Origin of the sequence: Tessaracoccus oleiagri (assembly GCF_900103275.1) — a bacterium.
GTDB classification, from domain to species: domain Bacteria; phylum Actinomycetota; class Actinomycetes; order Propionibacteriales; family Propionibacteriaceae; genus Arachnia; species Arachnia oleiagri.
The window spans coordinates 201634-225075 of record NZ_FNGP01000003.1 but is presented as its reverse complement, the minus strand read 5'-3'; the positions used below and the strand labels follow the sequence as shown (position 1 = coordinate 225075).

The 23442-nt window shown below is 68.6% G+C and carries 18 protein-coding genes; 6 read left to right on the top strand and 12 right to left on the bottom strand.

What is annotated here, in order from left to right:
* Positions 1 to 31 precede the first annotated feature (31 nt).
* The 3 genes from BLR46_RS08935 to BLR46_RS08925 are packed head-to-tail and all read left to right on the top strand — an operon-like array spanning position 32 to position 2958.
* Positions 32 to 985 carry a glutathione S-transferase family protein gene (locus BLR46_RS08935; RefSeq protein WP_093251191.1) on the top strand — a complete coding sequence of 318 codons (954 nt, stop codon included), beginning with the start codon at positions 32 to 34 and terminating at the stop codon, positions 983 to 985.
* Positions 978 to 1976, top strand: a complete 999-nt coding sequence (locus tag BLR46_RS08930; protein WP_093251190.1) for a hypothetical protein — start codon at positions 978 to 980, stop codon at positions 1974 to 1976. Before BLR46_RS08935 ends, BLR46_RS08930 begins: the two co-directional genes overlap by 8 nt.
* A gap of 1 nt (position 1977) precedes the next feature.
* Complete coding sequence (locus BLR46_RS08925; RefSeq protein WP_093251188.1) at positions 1978 to 2958, top strand: hypothetical protein; 981 nt, start codon at positions 1978 to 1980, stop codon at positions 2956 to 2958.
* Here the strand turns inward: BLR46_RS08925 and BLR46_RS08920 are convergent.
* The 3 genes from BLR46_RS08920 to BLR46_RS08910 are packed head-to-tail and all read right to left on the bottom strand — an operon-like array spanning position 2955 to position 6856.
* On the bottom strand, positions 2955 to 4070 hold the full coding sequence (locus BLR46_RS08920) for a glycerate kinase (RefSeq protein ID WP_093251187.1): 1116 nt from the start codon (positions 4068 to 4070) through the stop codon (positions 2955 to 2957). The genes BLR46_RS08925 and BLR46_RS08920 overlap by 4 nt on opposite strands.
* Positions 4071 to 4107: 37 nt before the next feature.
* Positions 4108 to 5562 carry a glutamate--tRNA ligase gene (gene gltX, locus BLR46_RS08915; RefSeq protein WP_093251186.1) on the bottom strand — a complete coding sequence of 485 codons (1455 nt, stop codon included), beginning with the start codon at positions 5560 to 5562 and terminating at the stop codon, positions 4108 to 4110.
* A gap of 31 nt (positions 5563 to 5593) precedes the next feature.
* A complete protein-coding gene (locus tag BLR46_RS08910; protein WP_093251185.1) occupies positions 5594 to 6856 on the bottom strand; it encodes a glutaminase in 1263 nt (420 codons plus the stop codon).
* Between the two features lie 46 nt (positions 6857 to 6902).
* Between BLR46_RS08910 and BLR46_RS08905 the strand changes: the two genes are divergently transcribed.
* From BLR46_RS08905 to BLR46_RS08895, 3 genes are read left to right on the top strand one after another with little or no spacing between them, the layout of a single operon-like run.
* Positions 6903 to 7412, top strand: coding sequence for a DUF4112 domain-containing protein (locus BLR46_RS08905; protein ID WP_176761721.1), 510 nt, complete (start codon positions 6903 to 6905; stop codon positions 7410 to 7412).
* A 35-nt stretch (positions 7413 to 7447) separates the two neighbouring features.
* Positions 7448 to 9124: a glutamine--tRNA ligase/YqeY domain fusion protein gene (locus tag BLR46_RS08900; RefSeq protein WP_245701620.1), complete on the top strand. Its 1677-nt coding sequence runs from the start codon at positions 7448 to 7450 to the stop codon at positions 9122 to 9124.
* Positions 9125 to 9149: 25 nt separating this feature from the next.
* On the top strand, positions 9150 to 10712 hold the full coding sequence (locus BLR46_RS08895; protein WP_093251179.1) for a mechanosensitive ion channel family protein: 1563 nt from the start codon (positions 9150 to 9152) through the stop codon (positions 10710 to 10712).
* 93 nt (positions 10713 to 10805) lie between these two features.
* Here the strand turns inward: BLR46_RS08895 and tuf are convergent, their stop codons facing one another.
* The 9 genes from tuf to BLR46_RS08850 all read right to left on the bottom strand — a co-directional run bounded on the left by tuf (position 10806) and on the right by BLR46_RS08850 (position 23347).
* On the bottom strand, positions 10806 to 12005 hold the full coding sequence (gene tuf, locus BLR46_RS08890) for an elongation factor Tu (protein ID WP_093251176.1): 1200 nt from the start codon (positions 12003 to 12005) through the stop codon (positions 10806 to 10808).
* Positions 12006 to 12189: 184 nt separating this feature from the next.
* Positions 12190 to 12642 (bottom strand): GNAT family N-acetyltransferase, encoded by a 453-nt coding sequence (locus tag BLR46_RS08885; protein ID WP_218118409.1) that lies wholly within the window; start codon positions 12640 to 12642, stop codon positions 12190 to 12192.
* 123 nt (positions 12643 to 12765) lie between these two features.
* The gene (gene fusA / locus BLR46_RS08880) at positions 12766 to 14817 is read right to left on the bottom strand and encodes an elongation factor G (RefSeq protein ID WP_093251859.1); all 2052 of its coding nucleotides are present in this window, start codon (positions 14815 to 14817) and stop codon (positions 12766 to 12768) included.
* Positions 14818 to 14930: 113 nt separating this feature from the next.
* Positions 14931 to 15401 carry a 30S ribosomal protein S7 gene (gene rpsG / locus BLR46_RS08875; RefSeq protein ID WP_093251173.1) on the bottom strand — a complete coding sequence of 157 codons (471 nt, stop codon included), beginning with the start codon at positions 15399 to 15401 and terminating at the stop codon, positions 14931 to 14933.
* Positions 15401 to 15772: a 30S ribosomal protein S12 gene (gene rpsL / locus BLR46_RS08870; RefSeq protein ID WP_093251171.1), complete on the bottom strand. Its 372-nt coding sequence runs from the start codon at positions 15770 to 15772 to the stop codon at positions 15401 to 15403. Before rpsL ends, rpsG begins: the two co-directional genes overlap by 1 nt.
* A gap of 258 nt (positions 15773 to 16030) precedes the next feature.
* Positions 16031 to 16927, bottom strand: coding sequence for a carbohydrate ABC transporter permease (locus BLR46_RS08865; RefSeq protein WP_093251168.1), 897 nt, complete (start codon positions 16925 to 16927; stop codon positions 16031 to 16033).
* Positions 16927 to 17832, bottom strand: a complete 906-nt coding sequence (locus tag BLR46_RS08860; protein WP_093251166.1) for a carbohydrate ABC transporter permease — start codon at positions 17830 to 17832, stop codon at positions 16927 to 16929. Before BLR46_RS08860 ends, BLR46_RS08865 begins: the two co-directional genes overlap by 1 nt.
* 73 nt (positions 17833 to 17905) lie before the next feature.
* Positions 17906 to 19219, bottom strand: coding sequence for an ABC transporter substrate-binding protein (locus tag BLR46_RS08855; protein WP_093251163.1), 1314 nt, complete (start codon positions 19217 to 19219; stop codon positions 17906 to 17908).
* A 177-nt stretch (positions 19220 to 19396) separates the two neighbouring features.
* On the bottom strand, positions 19397 to 23347 hold the full coding sequence (locus BLR46_RS08850) for a DNA-directed RNA polymerase subunit beta' (protein WP_093251161.1): 3951 nt from the start codon (positions 23345 to 23347) through the stop codon (positions 19397 to 19399).
* Between the last annotated feature and the right edge of the window lie 95 nt (positions 23348 to 23442).

The window sequence follows — 23442 nt, the reverse complement described above, 5'->3', positions numbered from 1 at the left end:
CGACCTTGCTACCAGTGGATAGGCTCAACCCATGGAAAACCCCGAACACGGCACCCCCGGCGTCTACTCGGCCAAGGGCAAGGCGTTCGAGCGGGACTCCCGCTACATCACCACTCGGATCATGGCCGAGCCCCGCGAGGGGACGGACGACTACCCGGTCGAGCCGGGCCGGTACCGACTGATCGCGGCGATGGCGTGCCCCTGGGCCAACAGGAGCATCATCGTGCGCGAGCTGCTCGGCCTGGAGGACGTCATCTCCCTCGGCAAGCCCGGGCCCACCCACGACCAGGACTCGTGGACGTTCGACCTCGACGAGGACGGGGTCGATCCCGTGCTGAGGATCCCGCGGCTCAAGGACGCGTACGAGAAGCGGTTCCCGGGCTACCCCCGCGGCATCACGGTCCCGGCGATCGTGGAGATCGCCACCGGCGAGGTGGTCACCAACGACTTCGCCCAGATCACCGAGGACTTCTTCTTCCAGTGGCGCGAGCACCACAAGCCCGACGCCCCGAACCTGTGGCCCGACGACCTCCGCGAGGAGATGGAGACCGTCATGGAGAGGGTCTACACCGAGGTCAACAACGGCGTGTACCGCTGCGGCTTCGCGGGCTCTCAGGAGGCCTACGACGAGGCCTACGACCGGCTGTGGACGGCGATGGACTGGCTCGAGGAGCGGCTGGGCGAGCGGCGCTACCTGATGGGCGACGCGATCACCGAGGCGGACGTGCGGCTGTTCACCACCCTGGCCCGCTTCGACGCCGTCTACCACGGCCACTTCAAGTGCAACCGTCAGAAGCTCTCCGAGATGCCCAACCTATGGGGCTACGCGCGCGACCTCTTCCAGACCCCCGGCTTCGGCAACAACACCGACTTCGAGCAGATCAAGGCCCACTACTACGTCGTGCACACGGACCTGAACCCGCTCAGCATCGTGCCGAAGGGCCCCGACCTCGAGAACTGGCACACGCCGCACGGTCGTGGCTGACGCGCGGAGCGGCGAGGGACTCCCGTCCCTGCGCGCCGTCAGCTTCCACACCCCGGCGGCCGACCTCCGAGGCGCCTACGTCGTGACCTACGACGACGGCGAGCAGGCGCTCATCGACATCGCGGACGACCACGCGCTGGCGTACAGCAACCGCCTGCACTGGCCACGCCGGTACAAGTTGCTGAGACGGAGATCCGAACTGGGTGACGTCGCCATCGCTGCCCGCAACGGGCGCCCGAGGTCGGTCTTCGCCCTGCCCGAGGGCAGGGTGCTGGCCCGGTGGAGCGGCTGGTTCCTGGCCGAACTCGCCTCCATCGCGGCCCTCGGCGTCGCTCTGACGATGTATGCGCATTACGAGGATCCGGACGTGCCCGTCCTGATGATGCTCTTCGGCACCTTGGTCGGTGTCTTCATCGCGTTCTTCGCGCTGCCGCAGGCGCGACACGCCTACGAGGTCGACGGCGTCGCGCACGACCTCCGCGGCCTCGTCCGGCCCGACCAGGACGAGCGCGCCGGGCTCAGCCTCGCGGAGGATGTGAAGACCGAGTACGGCCGACTACTGTCCGACGTGGTCTACCGCATCGAGAACGCGGCGCTCTTCGATCCATCCGTGCCGACCACGCGGGAATTCGCCGAACTGATGGTTCGCTGGGACGAGGACCGCGCCCGGCTCCGTCCCGACCAGCGCCAGACGCTGGCGGCGGACCTGCGCGTCGCCTTCGACACGGCACGCGCGCACGCCGAGCGAGTCGGGCTGACGCATCTACCGGCGACGGCGAGGAAGCCCGCAGCCGTGGCGGCGAAGTCGTTGCTGCTCGCCAGGAACCCGGCCACCACGGAGGCAGAACGCCGGACGGCTCTCGCCAAGGCCAACGAGATCCTGGACTCCCTGATGCTCTACTACCTGCCCACCCCGGGTGAGGCGACGGAACTGCTGGAGGGCCGACGGCCCAAGGCGCTCCCGTGGCGGCGGTCGGGGACGGGCGCCTGACATGCTGACCTACTGGCACCGTCTCAACACGCGCCGAACGCTGGGCTCGCTGAAGAACGAGGCTGCCCTCGCCATCCGCGACGACGGCACCGGGGTGCTCATGAAGTTCCGGACCTACACGGCGAAGAGCCTCACTTGGAGCACCATCAGCACCGTCGACACCCGCCGGCCCCATCTGGTGAAGTGGCGGGTGCGCTGGCCTTCGGCCCACCTCTCGTCGGTCCTCCCCGCCGAGGACGGGCTCGACGTCGTTGCGATGCCGATGTGGCGGCAGCCCGCCTGGGCGCGATGGCTCCGCTTCCTGTTCACCGTCCTGCTCTGGTACCTGATCGGGCAGGGCGTGGCGGCGCTCGGCGCGGACGGTGAGACGGCCGGGGCGATCGCCACGCTCCTGTACCCGCTGGTCCTGCTGCTGACGCCGCGGTTCGGGCCGGTCGAGGTCCGCTCGCTCGAGCAGCTGCCCCTGGACAGCACCAATGTCGTGGAGTACGCCACTCAGCGTCTGGCGGGTGCGCACCCCGAGGCGCTGGAGGCGAAGCCGCACCGTGAAAGGGTGCTGGCCCGGATCGCCGACGTCCGCGCCGAGTACGGCGCCCTGAAGCTCGACCTCCTCGCTCGCATCGACCATCCGGCTCTGTTCGACGGCAGCGAGCCGCTGACCGCGCGCTTCCTGTCGGTCCTCGTCGAGGCCGACGACGTTGCCGAGGACCTACCGCTGCCGCAATTGGAGGCGCTCGCCTCACGGCTCGAGGTCAGCTTCGAGGTCGCCAAGGCCCACGCCGACGCCGTGGGAATCCACCATCTCCCCGACGACCGGCGCGACGACGCCAGGCGCGCCGCGAAGGTGGCGCGGCTCGCCCGCGCGGCGACGAGCGACGGCGAGCGTCGGGCGGCGGTGGCCCAGCTCGGACGCATCCTCGATGGGATGGCCCTCCACTACATGCCCTCGGCGGTGGAGACTTTGGCGATCGAGCCGGACTAGACGAGCCGTTCCGCCAGCGCCGCGGCGGCCCGGGCGAGGTTGGTGCGTGCTTCGGCGATCGCCTGCTCGATGGGCACTCCGGGCGGTGTGATCGCCGTGGCGCTCGCGACACCGACGGTTCGCGCCGCCTCGAGCACGCCCTCGTCGACCCGGCCGGCCAGCACGTGCACCGGCACACCGGCCGGTTGCGCCCGGGCGGCGATGCCGTGGACGACCTTGCCGCGCAGCGACTGCGAGTCGAACGAGCCCTCGCCCGTGACGACGGCGTCCGCGCCCGCCAGCTGCTCCTCGAAGCGTACGGCGTCCAGTACGACGTCGATCCCGCGCCGCAGCGTGCCGCCGAGGAACGCGACGAGTCCACCGCCCATCCCGCCTGCGGCGCCAGCCCCGTCCAGACCTTCCACGTCCACGTGCACGTCGCGCCGCACGACCTCCGCCAGATGGCGCAGACCGGCATCCAGTTGCGCGACCGTCTCGGGGTCGGCCCCCTTCTGGGGCCCGAACACGGCGGCCGCGCCGTGCTCGCCGGTCAGCGGGTTGTCCACGTCGCACATCACCACGATCTCCGCCGCGGCGACGGCCGGGTCGAGGCCGGCGAGGTCGATGACCGCCACGTCGGTGAGCGTGCGGCCCACCGGCACGAACTCGTTGGCCTCATCGTCCAGGAAGCGCACGCCGCAGGCGGCCGCGGCGCCGCAGCCCCCGTCGTTCGTCGCCGAGCCGCCGATGCCGACGATGATCCGCCGGGCCCCTTCGGCCGCTGCAGCGCGGATCTGCTCCCCCACGCCGTAGGTGGTGGTGTCGCCGGCGCGCCGGTCCTCCCCCACGAGCGTCAGCCCCGCGGCCTGGGCCAGTTCGACGAGGGCCGTGCCGTCGGGCAGGATCGCGCGGGCGGCGTCGAGGGGCTGCCCGTAGGGGCCCTGGACGGTGTCGACGCGTCGCTCCCCGCCTGCGGCCAGGAGCATGGCGTCGACGGTGCCCTCTCCCCCGTCGGCGACTGGGATGAGGCGCGTCGTGGCACCCCGGGCGACGAACGCCTCACCGACGAGGCCGCACACCTCGGCGGCGGACAGCGAACCCTTGAACGAGTCGGGTACCACGAGCACGTGCATGTCGACCTATCGGATGATCAGCCAGAGACGCCAGGCCTCAGAGGCTGTCGCGCAGGGCCCGCAGCCTCGCCACCGACGCCTCGCGGCCGAGGATCTCCATCGACTCGAACAGCGGCGGCGAGACCTTGCGGCCCGACAGCGCCACCCGGACGGGCGCGAAGGCGAACTTGGGCTTGATGCCCATCGCGTCGACGATCCGCTCCCTCAGCCCGGCCTGAATGGCGTCGGCCTCGAACGGAACCTCTTGGGCCACCTCGATCGCGGCGTCCAGCACTTCGGCCGCGTTGTCCGCGAGGGAAGCGCGCGCGTCGTCGGCGACCTCCACGCGCTCCGCGAAGAGGTAGTCGAGTTGCGGCAGTGCGTCCTTCAGCAGCACGAGCCGCTCCTGGATGATCGGTACCGCCTTGCGCAGGATCTCGACGTCCATCGTCGGCTCCCACTGCCCCGACTCGCGGGCGTACCGGGCGATGCGGTCGGTGAGCTCGTCGACGGACAGGGTGCGGATGTAGTGGCCGTTCAACCAGTCGAGCTTCTTCAGGTCGAAGATCGGTCCGACGGTGTTGACCTTGGCCCAGTCGAACTCCGCCACGAACTGCTCGAAGGACTTCACCTCCTGCTCGTCGTCGCCGGCGTAGCCCAGCAACTGGAGGAAGTTGCGCACCGCCTCCGGCAGGTAGCCCTGTTCCCTGAACCAGAGGAGCCTCGCGGCGGGGTTCTTCCGCTTGGAGATCTTCGACTTGTCGGTGTTGCGCAGGAGCGGCATGTGGGCGAACGCCGGCGGTTCCCAGCCGAGCCACTGGTAGAGCAGCACGTGCTTCGGCGTCGAGGAGATCCACTCCTCGCCGCGCACCACGGTGTTGATGCCCATGAGGTGGTCGTCGACGACGACCGCCAGGTGGTACGTCGGGAACCCGTCGGTCTTGAGGATGACCTGGTCGTCGGGCCGCGGCGCCTTCACCTCACCACGGATGATGTCGTTGAAGGTGAGCGGCACGTCGTCGGGGATGAGCATGCGCACGACCGGGGCGTCCGAGAAGCCGGGCAACTGGGCCCGCTCCTCGCGGGTCTTGCCGAGGCACAGCCGGTCGTAACCGGTGTCGGCCTGCTTGCTGGCGGCCTGCGCGTCGCGCATCTCCTTCAGCCGCTCGGCGGTGCACCAGCAGTAGTAGGCGTGCCCGTCGGCGATCAGCTGCTCCACGTACGGGCGGTAGGTGTCCAGCCGCTCCGACTGGCGGTACGGCCCGTGGTCACCCCCGACGTGGGGCCCCTCGTCGGGCTGCAGCCCGAGCCACTCGAGCGAGTCGTAGATCTGCTGCTCGCTGCCGGCGACGAGTCGTGCCTGGTCCGTGTCCTCGATGCGGAGCACGAACGCGCCCCCGGTCTTCTCGGCCCAGGCCTTGTCGAACAGCGCCATGAAGGCGGTGCCGACGTGGGGGTCGCCGGTGGGCGAGGGCGCGACTCGGGTGCGGGCAGGCATCGGGGCATCAGTCATAGTGGGCCCAGCCTATCCGGACCGCGACGGTTCAGCGCAGCGGCAACTCGTCCACGACGGACGCCGCGACGTCCTCGGCGTGACGTCCGGGCAGCGCCGAGTTCGGGTCCACCAGCACCACCTCGTGCCCGTCGGCACCGAGCCGTCGGAGCCCCTCCAGCAGCATCCGCCGGGCGACGTCGTTGACCGAGGTGACGTGCCCCAGGTCCACCACGACCACCTCGCGGTCGGTTGGCACCTCCTGCATCCGCCGCAGCAGCCGCTCGGTGCTGCCGAAGTGCAGGGGCCCCTGCAGCTGCAGCCGGTGCGCCGCGCCGCCCGCGAGCGACACCTCGTCGGTGCGCCGCAGCACCTGCGTCGCAGTCGCGGGCGTCTCCATCATGTGCATGCCCATCTCGCGCGACAGCTTCTCGAAGATGCGCACCCCGCGCACGCTGGTCCCGGTGCGGTCGAGCCTGGGCGAGAGCGTGGCCGCGCCGACGAACCCGGGCAGTGCCGCCATGATGCCGCCTCCCACGCCAGACTTGGCGGGCATGCCCACGTCGGTCATCCAGTCCCCCGCCACGTCGTACATGCCGCAGGTACTCATGACGCTGAGGACCTGCCGCGCGACCCAGCGGGGAACCACCTGGTCACCGGTGAGCGGGTTGGTACCGCCCGACGCCAGCGTCATGGCCATCACGGCCAGGTCCCGCACGTCCACCTGTACCGCGCACTGCCGCGTGTATCCCCACACCACGTCCCGCGGGTCCGCGGAGAACACGTCGTAGCTGCGCACCAGGTGCGCCAGCGCCAGGTTGCGGTGGGCCGTGGCGCGTTCGGACTCGAACACCCGCTCGTCCACGGCGAGCTCGCGCCCCGCGAACCGGCCCAGCCCCCGTCGGATCTCCTCGAAGAGGTCCTCCTTCGCCGCGCCCTCCTCCCCCGCCAGGGCGTGGGTGGTGATCGCGCCGATGTTGACCATCGGGTTGCGTGGCCGGCCCGAGGCCTCGAGCGAGATCTCGTTGAAGGGGTCGCCGGAGGGCTCGACGCCGACGAAGCGCTCCATGCCGTCGAGCCCGTGGCGCATGAGGGCCAACGCGTACACGAAGGGCTTGGAGATCGACTGGATCGTGAACAGCGCATCCACGTCACCCGCCCCGTACAACTGCCCGTCGGGCATGCACAGCGCCACCGCGAGGCGGTCGGGGTCGACCGCCGCCAGTTCCGGGATGTAGTCGGCGAGCGCGCCCTCGTCGTCGTCGGCACACTGGCGCAGGACCTCGTCGAGGTACTCGGGCACGGGGGATCGCATGCGCCTCAGGCTAGTGCGCGAACCCTTCCGCATGCATGCTTGGACGGTGAGGCAACATGACGACGCGGAAGCGGCCCGCGAACTGCTCCGCCAGCAGCCGCCGCAGCAGCCCGCGCAGCTGACGCGCCTGATGACCAAGCTGCTCGACGACATGACCGGCGTCCCCGGCACGCGCATCCGGTTCGGGATCGACCCCCTGCTGAGCCTCGTTCCCGGGGCCGGATCGACGGTCGGCACGCTGTTCGGCGCCGTGATGCTCGTCGACGCCATGCGGCTGCGGATGCCGGCGCCGGTCCTGGCCCGGATGGGCCTCAACTACGTCCTCGACTGGCTGATCGGGATGGTGCCAGGCCTCGGGTTCCTGGGCGACATCGCGTTCCGGGCCAACCGCCGCAACCTCAGGCTCCTGAACCGCACGATCGAGAACCGCGGACAGGTGCGGGAGGCGAGCGTCCGCTACTGGATCGTGGGCGGAGCGGTGATCGCCGTCACCCTCCTGCTGATGGTGGTGGGCACCGTCTGGCTCGTGGGGTGGCTCCTCGGCATGCTGGGTTGAGCGGTGACCGCAGCGGGCTGGATATGCTCTCTCCTATGACTGAGCTGCCCACCAACTACCTCTACGAAGCCGTAAGGCAGGACAACACCTCCGGACGCTACGGCGCGCGTGTGCAGACTCGGTTCCCGCCCGAACCCAACGGGTTCCTCCACATCGGCCACGCCAAGGCGATCGTCACCGACTTCTCCGTCGCCGAGGACTTCGCGGGCATCTGCATGGTGCGTCTCGACGACACCAATCCGGAGGCCGAGGACGACGACTTCGTGCAGGCGATCATCGAGGACATCCGCTGGCTCGGCTACGAGCCCGCCGACGTGCGGTTCGCCTCCGGCTACTTCCAGCAGCTCTACGACTGGGCCGAGCTCCTGGTCCGCAAGGGCCTCGCCTACGTCGACGACCAGAGCCCCGAGGAGATCTCGGTCGGTCGCGGCAGCTTCACGCAGCCGGGCGTCGAGAGCCCCTACCGCGACAGGACCGTCGACGAGAACCTGGACCTGTTCCGCCGGATGCGGGCGGGTGAGTTCCCCGACGGTTCGCGGGTGCTGCGCGCCAAGATCGACATGGCCCACGAGAACATGCAGATGCGCGACCCGCTGATGTACCGCATCCGCAAGGTCCCGCACCACCAGACCGACATGGACTGGCCGATCTACCCAACCTACGACTGGGCGCACGGGCAGTCCGACGCGATCGAGGGCGTCACCCACTCGCTGTGCTCCCTGGAGTTCGAGTCGCACAGACCCCTGTACGACTGGTTCCTCGAGCAGCTCGAGGTCGACCAGGCCCCGCGGCAGATCGAGTTCGCCCGCCTGGAACTCACCCACACGGTGACCAGCAAGCGGCGCCTCGCGAAGCTCGTCCACGACGGGGTCGTCGACGGCTGGGACGATCCCCGCATGCCGACGCTGCGCGGACTCCGTCGACGGGGCTACCCCGCTTCCGCGATCCGCGCCTTCTGCAAGGAGGTGGGCATCACCCGGGTCAACTCGCGCAAGGCCATCGAGGAGCTGGAGAGCTACGTCCGGCGTGACCTCAACGCCACCGCCCAGCGCCGCATGGCCGTCACGCACCCGCTCAAGCTCACGCTGACCAACTGGCCGCGGAACGCGGACGGGAGCCCGGTCGTCGAGCACTTCGAGCTGGTCAACAACCCCGAGGACGAGGCCGACGGCACGCGTAGCGCCCCCTTCACCGGTGAGCTGTGGATCGAGCGCGACGACTTCATGGAGGTGCCGCCGCCCAAGTACTTCCGGCTCTCCCCGGGCAAGGAGGTCCGGCTCCGCGGCGCCTACTTCGTCACCGCCACCGACGTCGTGAAGGACGACGAGGGTCGGGTCGTCGAGGTCCTCGCCACGTACGACCCGGCGTCGAAGGGCGGCAACTCCCCCGACGGCCGGAAGGTGAAGTCGACGATGCACTGGGTCTCGCGGCCCCATGCGGTGGACATCACGGTCGCGCTGTACGAGCGGCTCTTCACCGCCGAGGCGCCCGGCGCCGCGACCGGCGAGGCGCTTGACGACCTGAACCCGGAGTCCCGCACGATCGTGCCCGGCGGGAAGGCGGAGCCGGCGCTCGCGGACGCCGCTCCCGGCGAGGTGGTGCAGTTCGAGCGGATCGGCTACTTCGCCGCCGACCTCGACCAGCCGCTGCTCTTCCACCGGACGGTGGGACTCCGCGACGAGTGGGCCGCGGTCCAGAAGCGCGGCCAGTAGACCGACACCGAGCGAAAGGGACGCCATGGAGGAGACCACCGAAGCAGCCCTTGACCTGATCTCGCTCGTCATGCACGCGGCCTTCGGGTTCGCGGCGGGCGCGGTGCTGGCCATCCTGCTGGGGGTGCTGACCCGGGTGCTGGTGAGGCGGCGGCCCCACCTCAGGCCATTCAGCTCCCACCTGAAGGTGCCTGGCCGGGTGCTCCTGATCGTCCTCGGCACCGGCCTCGGGATACTGGTGGCGACGGGCTGGCCGCGACCCGCGCCCGAGGTGGCCTGGCGGCCGAGCTTCACGCAGGGGTTCGTGATCGCCCTCATCCTGTCCGGCGCCTACCTCGTCACCGGCGTGATCAATGCGTTCGAGAACATCGTGGTCGCCCGTCGGTCCGACGTGGAGGAGACCCCGCACGCCCGTCGGGTCCGCACCCAGACGCAGGTGATCAGCCGGGTCGGTGTCGCGCTCGTGTGGGTGGTGGCGATCTCCGCCGCCCTGCTGACCTTCGAGCAGTTCCGCGCGGTCGGGGCGTCGCTGCTGGCGTCCGCGGGCCTGCTGTCGATCGTCGCGGGCCTCGCGGCGCAGTCCTCGCTCGCCAACATGTTCGCCGGCATCCAGATCGCCTTCACCGACGCCCTGCGGGTGGGCGACCTGGTGATCGTCGACGGCAACTGGGGCACGGTCGAGGAGATCACCCTGACCTACGTCGTCGTCGCGAGCTGGGACGGGCGCCAGTGGCTGGTCCCGTCGACGGTGTTCATCTCGAAGACGTTCGAGAACTGGACCCGGCGCGAGACGAAGCTGCTCGGCACCGTCGAGTTCGACCTCGACTGGCTGGTACCCATCGAGGCCATGCGCATCGAGCTGCAGCGCATCGTCAAGGCCTCCGACCTGTGGGACGGGCGCCAGGTGGGGCTGCAGGTCACCGACGCCACCGGAGGCCCCGTGCGCGTCCGGGCCGTCGTGTCCGCCGCCACGTCCGGCGACCTCTGGGACCTGCGCTGCTACGTCCGTGAGGAGCTCATCGGGTGGGTGCAGCGCAAGGCCGTCTACGCGCTTCCCCGGGCACGCCTCGAGCCCGAGCCCACGCCGGCACCCCCGCCGCAGGCGCGGGACGCGTTCATCGAGGAGACCAAGGCCGCCTGGGAGGCGGAGCAGGCCCAGGACGCGACGCGCCAGCTGGAGCCCGCGGAGGGAGACGAGACCCAGCAGTTCACCGCCGTCGACAACCGGCGCAGCTGGTTCCAGGCGGTGCGGGACCGTCGCGCCGCCGCGCGCGAGGTCGGCCGCGGCCACCGGCCCAAGGACATGGAGGCGCTCATCGCCGGGATCCTGCGCCAGTCGGACAACCTGGAGCGGCGCCGCGAGGACACGAACCCGGACACGACGGAGCTGCCCAAGGTCGAGATCACCGACGGAGAGGGCAGCTCGATGAGCGCTACGGCCCGTCTCTACTCCGGCTCACCCGAGGGCGACGAACTGAACCGCCGCTACGCCGGGCCCCACCCGGACGACATGCGCGAGCGGGAGGAACGCGCGGCGGAGCGGACGACGACCAACCTCCCCAAGTCGTCGGACGGCGAGGAGTCCTGACCACATTTGTGGGCCCCGCGGCACGGCGGGGCCCACGACGAAGAAGAGGCCCGCACCGTCTCCGGTGCGGGCCTCTCCAGGCTTGCGATCAGATCACTTGAGGATCTTGGTGACGGAGCCCGCACCGACGGTGCGGCCGCCCTCACGGATGGCGAACTTGAGGTTCTCCTCCATGGCGATCGGCTTGTTGAGGTGGACGGTCATCTCGGTGTTGTCACCGGGCATGACCATGTCGGTGCCCTCGGGGAGCTGGACCACGCCGGTCACGTCCGTCGTGCGGAAGTAGAACTGCGGCGAGTAGTTGGAGAAGAACGGCTTGTGACGGCCACCCTCCTCCTTGTTCAGCACGTAGACCGAGGCCTCGAAGTCGGTGTGCGGGGTGGTCGAACCCGGCTTGATGACGACCATGCCGCGCTCGACGTCTTCCTTCTTGGTGCCACGGAGCAGCAGGCCGACGTTCTCGCCGGCGCGACCCTCGTCGAGGATCTTGCGGAACATCTCGACACCGGTGATGGTGCTGGTCTGCTTCTCGTCGCGGATGCCGACGATGTCGACGGTGTCACCCGTCTTGATGATGCCGCGCTCGATGCGGCCGGTGATGACGGTGCCACGACCGGTGATCGTGAAGACGTCCTCGACGGGCATCAGGAACGGCTTGTCGGTGTCGCGCTCCGGGGTGGGGATGTACTCGTCCACCGCGTCCATGAGCTCGAGGATGGTGCCGGCCCACTTCTCGTCGCCGTTCAGCGCCGGGAAAGCAGCAACGCGGACGATCGGCAGCTCGTCGCCGTCGAAGCCCTGGTTGGAGAGGATCTCGCGGAGCTCCATCTCGACGAGGTCGATCAGGTCGGCATCCTCGTCGTCGATCATGTCGCACTTGTTGAGGGCGACGACGATCGCGGGCACGCCGACCTGGCGGGCGAGGAGGATGTGCTCGTGGGTCTGCGCCATCGGGCCGTCGGTGGCGGCGACGACGAGGATCGCGCCGTCCATCTGAGCGGCACCGGTGATCATGTTCTTGACGTAGTCGGCGTGGCCGGGGCAGTCAACGTGAGCGTAGTGGCGCTTGTCGGTCTGGTACTCGATGTGGGAGATCGAGATGGTGATACCGCGCTGGCGCTCCTCAGGAGCCTTGTCGATCTTGTCGAACGGGGAGGCCTCGTTCAGATCCGGGTACTTGTCGTGGAGCACCTTGGAGATCGCCGCGGTCAGAGTGGTCTTGCCGTGGTCGACGTGTCCAATGGTGCCGATGTTTACGTGCGGCTTCGTCCGCTCAAACTTGGCCTTTGCCACTTGGGCTCCTTCTCGGTGTCGCCACGCACCTTGCGCAGCGTTGGATTGAGGGTCTCCCTGATCTGGACACAGGGAACCCGTTTATTCTTGTGCAGGGCAGGCAGATAGTCAAACCAGCCCGACCCGGCGCCGCTTCAGTCTACCGGACGATCCCCGACGGCCAAGCGGGCCGGCGCAATCCGGCTCACGCGCCGCGCCGCAGCATGGTGCGGTGCGGGATGCCGGCCTCCACGAACGGTTCGCCCACCACCTCGAACCCGAAGCCCGCGTAGAGCGGCGTGATGTAGGCCTGCGAGTGCAGGACCATCGGCTCGCTCCCCCACCGTGCGATGACGGGCTCGATCAGACGCTTGGCCAGCCCCTCGCCACGGCGGTCGGCGCGCACCGCCACGCGACCGAACGCGCGGGCCGCACCGTACTCCGGTTCCGGCAGCGAGATGACCCGCAGGTACGCGGCCACGCCGCGGTCGTCACGGATGTAGAGATGCACCGTGTCCGGGGCCCGGTCCGCGTCGTCGAAGTCCTGGACGTCGACGCGCTGCTCGACGAAGAACACCTCGCACCGCAACTGTGCGATCTCGAAGAACTCGTCCTTCGTGAGCGCTGCCCAGGACTTCATCACGATCTCGTTGGCCACCCGCGAAGCCTAGCCCGCATCGTCGGCCCCGCGAGCCCGTGCCCGGATCACGGCCCGAGACGCAGTAACGCCCCGGTGGGCGAACCCTCCGGGGCGTTTCCGCAGTCTGGCGTCAGGGCCGGATCACTCCGCGCCGCCGCGAGCCTTGGCGACGATCTCGTCGGAGACGTTCTTCGGCGTCTCGGCGTAGGAGTCGAACTCCATCGAGTACGACGCCTGGCCCGAGGTCTTCGAGCGGAGGTCGCCGACGTAGCCGAACATCTCGGACAGCGGCACCAGCGCGCGGACGACACGGTTGCCGTGCTGCTCGTCCATCGACTGGATCTGGCCACGGCGCGAGTTGAGGTCGCCGATGACGGTGCCGAGGTAATCCTCGGGCGTGGTCACCTCGACGGCCATCATCGGCTCGAGGATGGCGGGATCCGCGCGGCGGGCCGCCTCCTTGAATGCCTGCGAGCCGGCGAGCTTGAACGCGAGCTCGGAGGAGTCGACGTCGTGGTACGCACCGTCGGTCAGGGTCACCTTGATGTCCTCGACCGGGTAGCCGGCGAGCACGCCGAACTGCATGGCCTCCTGGATGCCCTGGTCCACCGCGGGGATGTACTCGCGGGGGATGCGGCCACCGGTGACGGCGTTGACGAACTCGTAACCGGCGCCCGGCTCCTGGGGCTCCAGGTCGATGATGACGCGACCGAACTGGCCGGAACCGCCGGTCTGCTTCTTGTGCGTGTACTCGACCTTCTCGACCTTGCGGCGGAGGGTCTCGCGGTACGCGACCTGCGGCTTGCCGATGTTGGCCTCGACCTTGAACTCACGCTTCATGCGGTCGATCAGGACGTCGAGGTGGAGCTCGCCCATGCCGGCGATGATCGTCTGGCCGGTCTCCTCGTCGGTGTGGACGCGGAAGGTCGGGTCCTCCTCGGCGAGACGCTGGATCGCGTGCGACAGCTTCTCCTGGTCGGACTTCGTCTTCGGCTCGATGGCCTGCTCGATCACGGGGGCCGGGAACGTCATCGACTCGAGGACGATGGGGTTCTGCGGGTCGCAGAGGGTGTCGCCCGTAGTCGTGTTCTTGAGGCCCATGACCGCGCAGATCATGCCGGCGCCGATCGAGTCGATCTCCTCACGCTTGTTGGCGTGCATCTGGTAGATCTTGCCGATTCGTTCCTTCTTGCCCGTGACGGGGTTGAGGACGTTCTCGCCGGAGTGCAGCACGCCGGAGTAGACGCGCACGTAGGTGAGCTTGCCGAGGTGCGGGTCGGCCGCGACCTTGAACGCGAGGGCCGCGAGCGGCTCGTCGTCGCTCGGGTGGCGCTCGAGCTGCACGGACTCGTCGCCCGGCTTGAAACCGTCGATGGCGGGCACGTCGAGCGGGGAGGGCAGGTACTTGTTGACCGCGTCGAGCAGGGGCTGGACGCCCTTGTTCTTGAACGAGGTGCCACAGACCACGGCGGTGAAGGCGTTGGTGATGACGCCCTTGCGGATCGCCGCCTCGATCTCCTCGACGGTGGGCTCCTCGCCCTCGAGGAACTTCTCCATGATCTCGTCGTCGACGTCGGAGATGCGCTCGATGAGCTCGGCGTGGCGCTGCTCGGCGAGCTCCTTGAGGTCGGCGGGGATCTCCTCGACCTCGTAGTCCTCGCCCATCGCGGTCTCGCCGCGCCAGGTGAGGGCGCGCATGCGCACGACGTCGACGACGCCGATGAAGTCGCCCTCGGCGCCGATCGGGATCTGCAGCAGGACCGGGTCGGTGTTCAGGCGCTCACGGATGGTCTTCACCACGTGGTCGAACGACGCGCCCGTGCGGTCGAGCTTGTTGACATAGCAGATTCGCGGCACGCCGTACTTGGTGGCCTGGCGCCACACGGTCATGGACTGCGGCTCGACACCCGCCACGCCGTCGAACACCGCGACGGCACCGTCGAGCACGCGCAGCGACCGCTCCACCTCGACGGTGAAGTCGACGTGACCGGGCGTGTCGATGATGTTGATCAGGTGGTCCTTCCAGAAACAGGTCGTCGCGGCCGACGTGATCGTGATGCCGCGCTCCTGCTCCTGCTCCATCCAGTCCATCGTCGCCGAACCCTCGTGGGTCTCACCGATCTTGTAGTTCTTGCCGGTGTAGAAGAGGATGCGCTCGGTGGTCGTGGTCTTGCCGGCGTCGATGTGGGCCATGATGCCGATGTTGCGCACCTTGGACAGGTCAGTCACTGTTGCAGTCCTTTACCTAAAAAGCTTGGTTTCAAGGGGTGAAGCGCCCCCGGGCCGTTGGGCCCGGGGGCAGTGGATCACCAGCGGTAGTGCGCGAAGGCGCGGTTCGCTTCGGCCATCTTGTGGGTGTCCTCGCGACGCTTCACGGAAGCGCCGAGGCCGTTGGAGGCGTCGAGGATCTCGTTCATCAGCCGCTCGGTCATGGTCTTCTCACGACGGGCGCGGGAGAAGCTGACGAGCCAGCGGAGCGCGAGCGTGGTCTGGCGGGCCGGCTTGACCTCGATCGGGACCTGGTAGGTGGCGCCGCCGACGCGGCGGGACTTGACCTCGATGGCGGGCTTGACGTTGTCCAGCGCGCGCTTGAGGGTGGCGACCGGGTCGTTGCCGGTCTTGGCGCGGGTGCCCTCGAGGGCGTCGTAGACGATCGACTGCGCGATGGACTTCTTGCCGTCGAGGAGGATCTTGCTCACGAGCTGGGAGACCAGCGGGGAGCCGTAGACGGGGTCGTTGACGACGGGGCGCTTCGGAGCGGGACCTTTGCGGGGCATTACTTCTCCTTCTTGGCGCCGTAGCGGCTGCGGGCCTGCTTGCGACCCTTGACACCCTGGGTGTCGAGGGCACCGCGGACGATCTTGTAACGGACACCGGGGAGGTCCTTCACACGACCACCACGGACAAGCACCATCGAGTGCTCCTGGAGGTTGTGGCCCACACCGGGGATGTACGCGGTGACCTCGATGCCCGAGCTCAGACGCACACGAGCGACCTTACGCAGTGCGGAGTTCGGCTTCTTGGGGGTCGTGGTGTACACACGGGTGCACACGCCGCGACGCTGGGGCGAGCCCTTGAGGGCCGGCGCGTCGCTCGACTTCTGCTTGTCTTTCCGGCCCTTGCGGACCAGCTGCTGGATTGTTGGCACCTGTCGGCATCTCTTTCGTTGTCTTAACGGAATGTTTCATCCCTGGCGCGCAGCGCCCCTCCCCCGCGGCTCAGGTCACCGTTTCTGTGCCTGCAGGTCAGTCGCGCTGCCGTGCGAACTCCGCACGACGTCCGTGACTCTCCGCAACGAAATGAGAGCAGACGGTCATGCCAGGGCACGCACAAGGGTGCCCGAGCAACCGAGCACACCCGACAAGGGTAATCGAGGGACCCCTCCCGGTCAAAATGCAGCCGGAACCTACTTCACCGACCCGCTCATCAGCCCCCGCACGAAGTAGCGGCCGAGGAAGATGTAGACGAGCAGCGTCGGCAGTGACGCCACCAGCACGCCGGCCATCATACGGGAGTAGTCGGGGTTCTGCGCGGACGCGAGCTCCTGGAGCGCGAAGGTCACCGGCCCCGTGTTGCGGTCGGTGAGGAACAGGGCGAACAGGAAGTCGTTCCAGGCGGAGGTGAACTGCCAGATCAGCGTGACGACGAACGCCGGGGCGCTGATCGGGAGCACGATCGACCAATACGTGCGGAGCATCCCCGCCCCGTCCACCCGGGCCGCCTCGATGATGTCCGTCGGCACGGCGGTCGCGTAGTAGTTGCGGAAGATGAGGGTGCAGATCGGGATGCCGTAGATCACGTGCACCACGATCAGCGTCGGGATGCCGCTCATGAACAGGGCCGACGAGTTCATCGCGATCATGATCTGCTGCAGCGGGATCATGACCGCCTGGTACGGGATGAACATGCCGAACAGGAACATCGTGAAGATCACGGACGAGCCGGGGAACCGCCACTTCGCGAACACGAAACCGTTCATGGAGCCGAGGATCGACGAGATCACCGCGGCCGCGGTCGCCATCACCATCGACCGGGCGAGCGCTGGGGCCAGCGCGTCCCAGGCGGCCCGCCAGCCCGTGAAGCTCAGCCGATCCGGGATGTTCCACGCCTCGGTCACGCGGAAGTCGGCCGGCGACTTGAAGCTCGTCACCAACACCACGTAGATGGGCATCAGGATGAGCGCGGCGAAGGTGACCAGCAGGACCATGCGCAGCGTGCGCCAGCCGGTCTCCGCGGGGGTGGACCGTCGCTTGCGGACGGTGGGCGGCGCGACGGGGATGGGCGCCATCGTCGTCGTGGTCATCACCGGCCCCCCTTCTCGGTGCGGTTGGTGTAGATCAGGTACGGGATGACCACCAGGGCCACGATGAGCAGCAGGATCGTGGCGTTCGCGGCGGCGACCGGGGCATTCCGCTGCGAGAACAGTTGGACCCACATGAGCGTTGCGGGCACGTCGGCGACGTAGTTGTTCTGCCCGGCGATCGCGTAGATGAGGTCGAACGTCTTCATGGACATGTGGCCGATGATGATCAGCGCCGACAGCGCGATCGGGGACAGCTGGGGGAAGAGCACGTGCCGGTAGATGCGCCACTCGCTGGCTCCGTCGACTCGGGCCGCCTCGCGCTGGTCCTCCGAGATCCCCCGGAAGCCGGCGAGGAAGAGCGCCATCACGTAGCCGGCCAGCTGCCACACCGCGGGCATGGCCATCGCGGCCATGTTGAACGGCCCCGGGTCGGACCACCAACGGGATTGGAGCTCCGGCAGGCCGAACATGATGAACAAGCGGTTGAGGCCGATCGCCTCGTGGTCACCGATGCCCGGTGAGAGGAGCCACTTCCACACGGTGCCCGAGGCGATGAAGGACACCGCCATGGGGAACAGGTAGACGGACCGGAAGAAGCCCTCCGCCGTCACCCCCTTCTCGAGCAGCAGCGCCCAGAGCATGCCGAACAGCATCGTGCCGCCCACGAACACGATCGTGAGCACCAGAAGGTTCCACAGCGCACGCTGGTACCGCTCATCGGCCAGGAGCTGGGCGTAGTTGTCGAAGCCGCCGGGGCTCACCACCTGCTCGTTGCCCGCGAAGGTGCGACGGGTCAGCGGCGCCATGGAAGTGGCGAAGGTCTGGGCGATGAGCCCGTACACGAAGACCAGCACGAGGACGATGGACGGCAGCACCAGCCAGAACCCCTGCCACTTCTTCCACATGTCGCTCCCCTTTCGTCCCCCGCCCAACGGTGCACCCCGGGTGTGGTCCACCCGGGGTGCAGCGCCGGAACGGTCAGCGGTTGGATTCGGCTGCCTGCTTCAGACCCTCGTGGAAGGAGTCTGCGTCCTTGTCGGTCCAGAACTTGGAGATCGCGGTCGAGATGTCCGCGCTCCACGCCATCTGCACCGCCGCGCCGTGGGCGATGGAGGAGGCGAAGGCGTCGTTCTTGAACGACTCCATGGCCGACTGCTGGTAGGGCGGGAACTCGTCCGGCGCCACGTCGGTGCGGGCGGGGATGGAGCCCTTGGCCAGGTTGAACGCCAACTGGCCCTCGGCCGAGCCGACGGTGTTCAGCCAATCCTTCGCCCCCTCGGGGTTCTTCGCGCCCTTCGGGAGCGTGAAGGAGTCCGCGAGGAACAGGAAGGTGCCGTCCGTCCCGGGGGTCGGCCAGTAGAGGTAGTCGGTCCCCTCCTGCTTGTCCCGCTGGGCGAACTGCGCGACGGCCCAGTCACCCATCACGTTGTAGGCCGCGTTGCCGTCGATCACCATGTCGGTGGCCTGCGGCCAGTCGTCGGCACCGCCGGTGTTGGCGTAGGAGAGCAGCTGCGCGTACTTGTCGATCGCGCTGCGCACCCCGTCGGCGCCCCAGTCACCGTCGGTGAAGAGCGCGTTGTACTCGTCGGTGCCGAGCTCGGCGAGGAGGACGGACTCGAAGAGGTGCAGTTGGGTCCAGGGCGCGGTGCCCACCGCCAGCGGCGTCTCGACGCCCGCCCCCTTCAAGGTCTCCATGTCGGCCAGCCAGGCATCCAGATCCGCGGGCGCGTCGTGGCTGACGCCGCCCTCGTCGAGGACCGCGGGGTTCACCCAGACGACGTTCGACCGGTGCACGTTCGACGGGACGGAGTAGATGTTGCCGTCCACGGTGAGCAGGTTGAGGAGGTTCTCGGGGAACACGTCGGTGCCGCCCAGCCCATCGATCACGTCGTTCACCGGCTCGAGTTGGTCCGCGACGATGTAGTCGTAGAGTTCGGCGCCGGCGTGGCCCTGGAACGAGTCCGGCGGGTTGTTGTTCTGGAGATCGGCCTCGAGCTTCGCCTTGGCGTTCGAGCCTGCGCCGCCCGCGACCGCGAGGTTGATGAAGGTGTCGTTGGGGTAGTTCTTCTCGAACTCCGCCTGCAGCGCTTCGAGGCCAGCCTTCTCCGAGCCCTCTGCCCACCAGGTGAAGACGCCCACTTCGCCGCCGGCGCCGCCGTCCTGACCCTCCGAGGTCGTCCCCTGACCGCTGCCGGGCGCACCCGTGGCATCGTCGGTCGTCTCTCCCCCGCCGCAGGCGGTGAGCGCCAGCAGACCGGCCATTCCCACCGCCACAAGTGTCTTGAAGCGCATGAAAACCTCCTTGTTCCCTTGACCCGCGGTATCGCGAACCGCCTCAATCATCCCACCGCCGCCCACGCCCGTGACGGCTCGTCGCCAATAGTGTTCGAACCGTTATCTGTGACCCCCGGGGACGACGAAGAGGGGGCGCCGGCACGAAGCCGACGCCCCCTCGCGGGTGCGAATGGATCAGCGCAGTTCGCCGAAGTCCAGGTCGTCCAGCGGCACCGCCGCACCGGAGGAGTCCGCGCCGAAGGAGTAGTCGAACGGGTCGTACGTCATGGTGTACGCGGCCGCCCGGGCCTCCTCGGTGGGCTCGACACGGATGTTGCGGTAGCGGTCCAGGCCGGTGCCGGCCGGGATCAGCTTGCCGAGGATCACGTTCTCCTTCAGTCCGAGCAGCGAGTCGCTCTTGCCCTGGATCGCCGCGTCCGTGAGGACCTTGGTCGTCTCCTGGAAGGAGGCGGCCGACAGCCAGGACTCGGTGGCCAGCGAGGCCTTCGTGATGCCCATGAGCACGGGGCGACCCTCCGCCGGGCGGCCACCCTCGGTGACGGCCTTGCGGTTGTGCGCCTCGTAGCTCTGACGGTCGACGAGCTCGCCCGGCATCATCGTGGTGTCACCCGACTCGATGACCGTCACGCGACGGAGCATCTGGCGGATGATGATCTCGATGTGCTTGTCGTGGATCGGCGCGCCCTGGGTGCGGTACACCCGCTGCACTTCCTCGACGAGGTGCTCCTGCACCTTGCGGAGGCCGCGGATGCGCAGCACGTCGTGCGGGTCGACCTGGCCCGACGTGAGCTGCTGGCCGATGGAGACGTGCACGCCGTCGGCGATGCGGGTCCGGACGCCGTTGTGGTCCTCGAACTCGAGGCGCGTGCGGCGCGCGATCGGGTACTCGAGGTCCTCGCCGCCGTCATCGCGGACGATGACGATCTTGCGGGTGCGGTCGCCGTCCTCGATGCGCACGACGCCGTCGGCCTCGGCGATCGGGGCCTTGCCCTTGGGCTGGCGGGCCTCGAACAGCTCCTGGACGCGGGGCAGACCCTGCGTGATGTCGTCGCCCGCCACACCACCGGTGTGGAACGTACGCATCGTGAGCTGGGTGCCAGGCTCGCCGATGGACTGGGCCGCGACGATGCCGACGGCCTCACCGACGTCCACGGTCTTGCCGGAGGCGAGGGAGCGGCCGTAGCACATGGCGCAGGTGCCGGTGGCGGCCTCACAGGTGAGGACCGACCGGACCTTGACCTCGGTCACGCCGGCCTCGACGAGCGCCTTGATCTCCACGTCGCCCAGGTCGGTGCCGGCGGCGACGAGGACGTTGCCGTCCCGGTCCACCGCGTCGACCGCCAGCGAACGTGCGTAGACGGCGGTCTCGACGTCGCCGACCGTCTCGACGGTGGCGCCCTCGGCGAACGGCTCGGCCGCGACCTGCACGGCCTTGCCGTCCTCGTCCACGCCCGGCTTCGACCAGACGGCGATCGTCTTCGTCAGGCCGCGCTCGGTGCCGCAGTCCTCCTCGCGGATGATGACGTCCTGGGACACGTCCACGAGACGACGGGTCAGGTAGCCCGAGTCCGCCGTACGGAGGGCGGTGTCGGCCTGGCCCTTGCGGCCACCGTGCGTCGAGATGAAGTACTCGAGCACGGAGAGGCCCTCGCGGAAGTTCGACTTGATGGGTCGGGCGATGATGTCACCGCGCGGGTTGGCCACCAGGCCACGCATGGCGGCGATCTGGCGCATCTGCGTCATGTTTCCTCGCGCACCGGAGTCCACCATCATGAAGATGGGGTTGGTGCGCGTGAAGTTCTTGCGCATGGCCTCGGTGAGCTCGGCGGTCGCGTCGGTCCAGATCGCGATGAGCTCCTGGCGGCGCTCGTCCTCGGTCACGGTGCCGCGGTCGTAGAGCTTGTCGATCTTCGTGGCGCGGTTCTCGTACCCGGCGAGGATCTCGGCCTTCTGCGGCGGCGTCTGGACGTCCTGGATGGACACGGTGACGCCGGAACGGGTGCCCCAGTAGAAGCCGAGGTCCTTGAGCCCGTCGAGGGTCTTCACCGCGACCGCGGTGGAGTAGCGCTCGGCGAGGTCGTTGACGATCCGGCCGATGCCGCGCTTGCCCACGTGCTCGTTGACGTACGGGAAGTCGTCCGGCAGCACCTCGTTGAACAGGGCGCGGCCGAGCGTCGTCTCGAGGACGACGGAGCCGTCCGCGCGCACCTTGTCAGCCATGTCGGCCGGCGGCACGATGCCCTGCAGGCGCAGACGGATCGGCGCGCCGATCTTGAGGTGCCCGGCGTCGAAGGCCATGACGGCCTCGGCCAGCGACGAGTACGCGTTGCCCGCGCCCTCGACGTCCTCGCGGAGCATCGTCAGCCAGTAGGCACCGATGATCATCTCGTGCGACGGGACCGTCACCGGCCGACCGTCGGCCGGCTTCAGGATGTTGTTCGTCGACAGCATCAGGATGCGGGCCTCGGCCTGCGCCTCCGCGGAGAGCGGCAGGTGCACGGCCATCTGGTCACCGTCGAAGTCGGCGTTGAACGCCGCGCACACGAGCGGGTGAAGCTGGATGGCCTTGCCCTCGATGAGCTGCGGTTCGAACGCCTGGATGCCGAGGCGGTGCAGCGTTGGTGCGCGGTTGAGCATGACCGGGTGCTCCTTGATGACCTCTTCGAGGACATCCCACACGACCGGGCGCTGGCGCTCCACCATCCGCTTGGCGGCCTTGATGTTCTGCGCGTGGTGCAGGTCGTCGAGGCGCTTCATGACGAACGGCTTGAACAGTTCGAGCGCCATGGCCTTCGGCAGGCCGCACTGGTGCAGCTTGAGCTGCGGGCCGACGACGATGACCGAGCGGCCAGAGTAGTCGACGCGCTTGCCCAGCAGGTTCTGGCGGAACCGGCCCTGCTTGCCCTTGAGCATGTCGGAGATCGACTTGAGGGGGCGGTTGCCGGGACCGGTGACCGGGCGGCCGCGACGGCCGTTGTCGAACAGCGAGTCCACGGCCTCCTGGAGCATCCGCTTCTCGTTGTTCACGATGATCTCGGGGGCACCGAGGTCGAGCAGTCGCTTCAGGCGGTTGTTGCGGTTGATCACGCGACGGTAGAGGTCGTTGAGGTCCGACGTGGCGAAGCGGCCACCGTCGAGCTGCACCATCGGGCGAAGATCCGGCGGGATGACCGGGACGGCGTCGAGCACCATCGAGCTCGGCGCGTGCTGGCCGGAGAGGAAGGCGGCGACGACCTTGAGGCGCTTGAGGGCGCGGGTCTTGCGCTGGCCCTTCGCCGTGGCGATGGTCTCGCGCAGGTTCTGCTCCTCGGCCTTCAGGTCGAAGGACTGGAGGCGCTTCTGGATCGCCTCGGCGCCCATGTAGCCCTCGAAGTAGCGGCCGAAGCGCTTCTTCATCTCGCGGTAGAGCGTCTCGTCGCCCTCGAGGTCCTGGACCTTCAGGCTCTTGAAGCGGGCCCACACCTCGTCGATCTTGTCGAGGGTGCGCTGCGTCCGCTTGCGGATCGCCTCGGCCTCCTTCTCGGCGGCCTCGCGGACCTTGCGGATCGCGGCGGCCTCGGCGCCCTCCTTCTCGAGGGTGGCGAGGTCCTCCTCGAGCTTGGTCATGCGGGCCTCGATCTCGGCGTCGCGACGCTGCGCGACCTGCTTCGACTCGACCTCGACCTTCGCCTGCAGGCTGGAGAGGTCGCGGTGGCGAGCCTCCTCGTCGACGCGCGTGATCATGTGCGCGGCGAAGTAGATGACCTTCTCGAGGTCCTTCGGAGCGATGTCGAGCAGGTAGCCGAGACGGCTCGGGACGCCCTTGAAGTACCAGATGTGGGTCACCGGGGCGGCCAGCTCGATGTGGCCCATGCGGTCGCGGCGCACGTTGGAGCGGGTCACCTCGACGCCGCAGCGCTCGCAGATGATGCCCTTGAAGCGGACGCGCTTGTACTTGCCGCAGAAGCACTCCCAGTCGCGGGTGGGACCGAAGATCTTCTCGCAGAAGAGGCCGTCACGCTCGGGCTTGAGCGTGCGGTAGTTGATGGTCTCCGGCTTCTTGACCTCGCCGTGCGACCATTCCCGGATCTGGTCCGCGGAGGCGAGACCGATCCTGAGTTCGTCGTAGAAGTTGACGTCCAGCACGTGTTCTTCTCTTTCCCCTACATGGCCCGTAGGTGGCTGTTGTTCGTCTGAGTTGTTCTGTTGATCAGGTAGCGAGCCCGGCCGGTGGCGCGGCC

Excerpts from the sequence above, each read along its gene's own strand:
- BLR46_RS08935 (WP_093251191.1), top strand. The coding sequence starts at position 32 with ATGGAAAACCCCGAACACGGCACCCCCGGCGTCTACTCGGCCAAGGGC.
- BLR46_RS08925 (WP_093251188.1), top strand. The coding sequence starts at position 1,978 with ATGCTGACCTACTGGCACCGTCTCAACACGCGCCGAACGCTGGGCTCG.
- BLR46_RS08920 (WP_093251187.1), bottom strand. The coding sequence starts at position 4,070 with ATGCACGTGCTCGTGGTACCCGACTCGTTCAAGGGTTCGCTGTCCGCC.
- gltX (WP_093251186.1), bottom strand. The coding sequence starts at position 5,562 with ATGACTGATGCCCCGATGCCTGCCCGCACCCGAGTCGCGCCCTCGCCC.
- BLR46_RS08910 (WP_093251185.1), bottom strand. The coding sequence starts at position 6,856 with ATGCGATCCCCCGTGCCCGAGTACCTCGACGAGGTCCTGCGCCAGTGT.
- BLR46_RS08900 (WP_245701620.1), top strand. The coding sequence starts at position 7,448 with ATGACTGAGCTGCCCACCAACTACCTCTACGAAGCCGTAAGGCAGGAC.
- BLR46_RS08895 (WP_093251179.1), top strand. The coding sequence starts at position 9,150 with ATGGAGGAGACCACCGAAGCAGCCCTTGACCTGATCTCGCTCGTCATG.
- fusA (WP_093251859.1), bottom strand. The coding sequence starts at position 14,817 with ATGGCCCACATCGACGCCGGCAAGACCACGACCACCGAGCGCATCCTC.
- rpsG (WP_093251173.1), bottom strand. The coding sequence starts at position 15,401 with ATGCCCCGCAAAGGTCCCGCTCCGAAGCGCCCCGTCGTCAACGACCCC.
- BLR46_RS08865 (WP_093251168.1), bottom strand. The coding sequence starts at position 16,927 with ATGACCACGACGACGATGGCGCCCATCCCCGTCGCGCCGCCCACCGTC.
- BLR46_RS08860 (WP_093251166.1), bottom strand. The coding sequence starts at position 17,832 with ATGTGGAAGAAGTGGCAGGGGTTCTGGCTGGTGCTGCCGTCCATCGTC.
- BLR46_RS08855 (WP_093251163.1), bottom strand. The coding sequence starts at position 19,219 with ATGCGCTTCAAGACACTTGTGGCGGTGGGAATGGCCGGTCTGCTGGCG.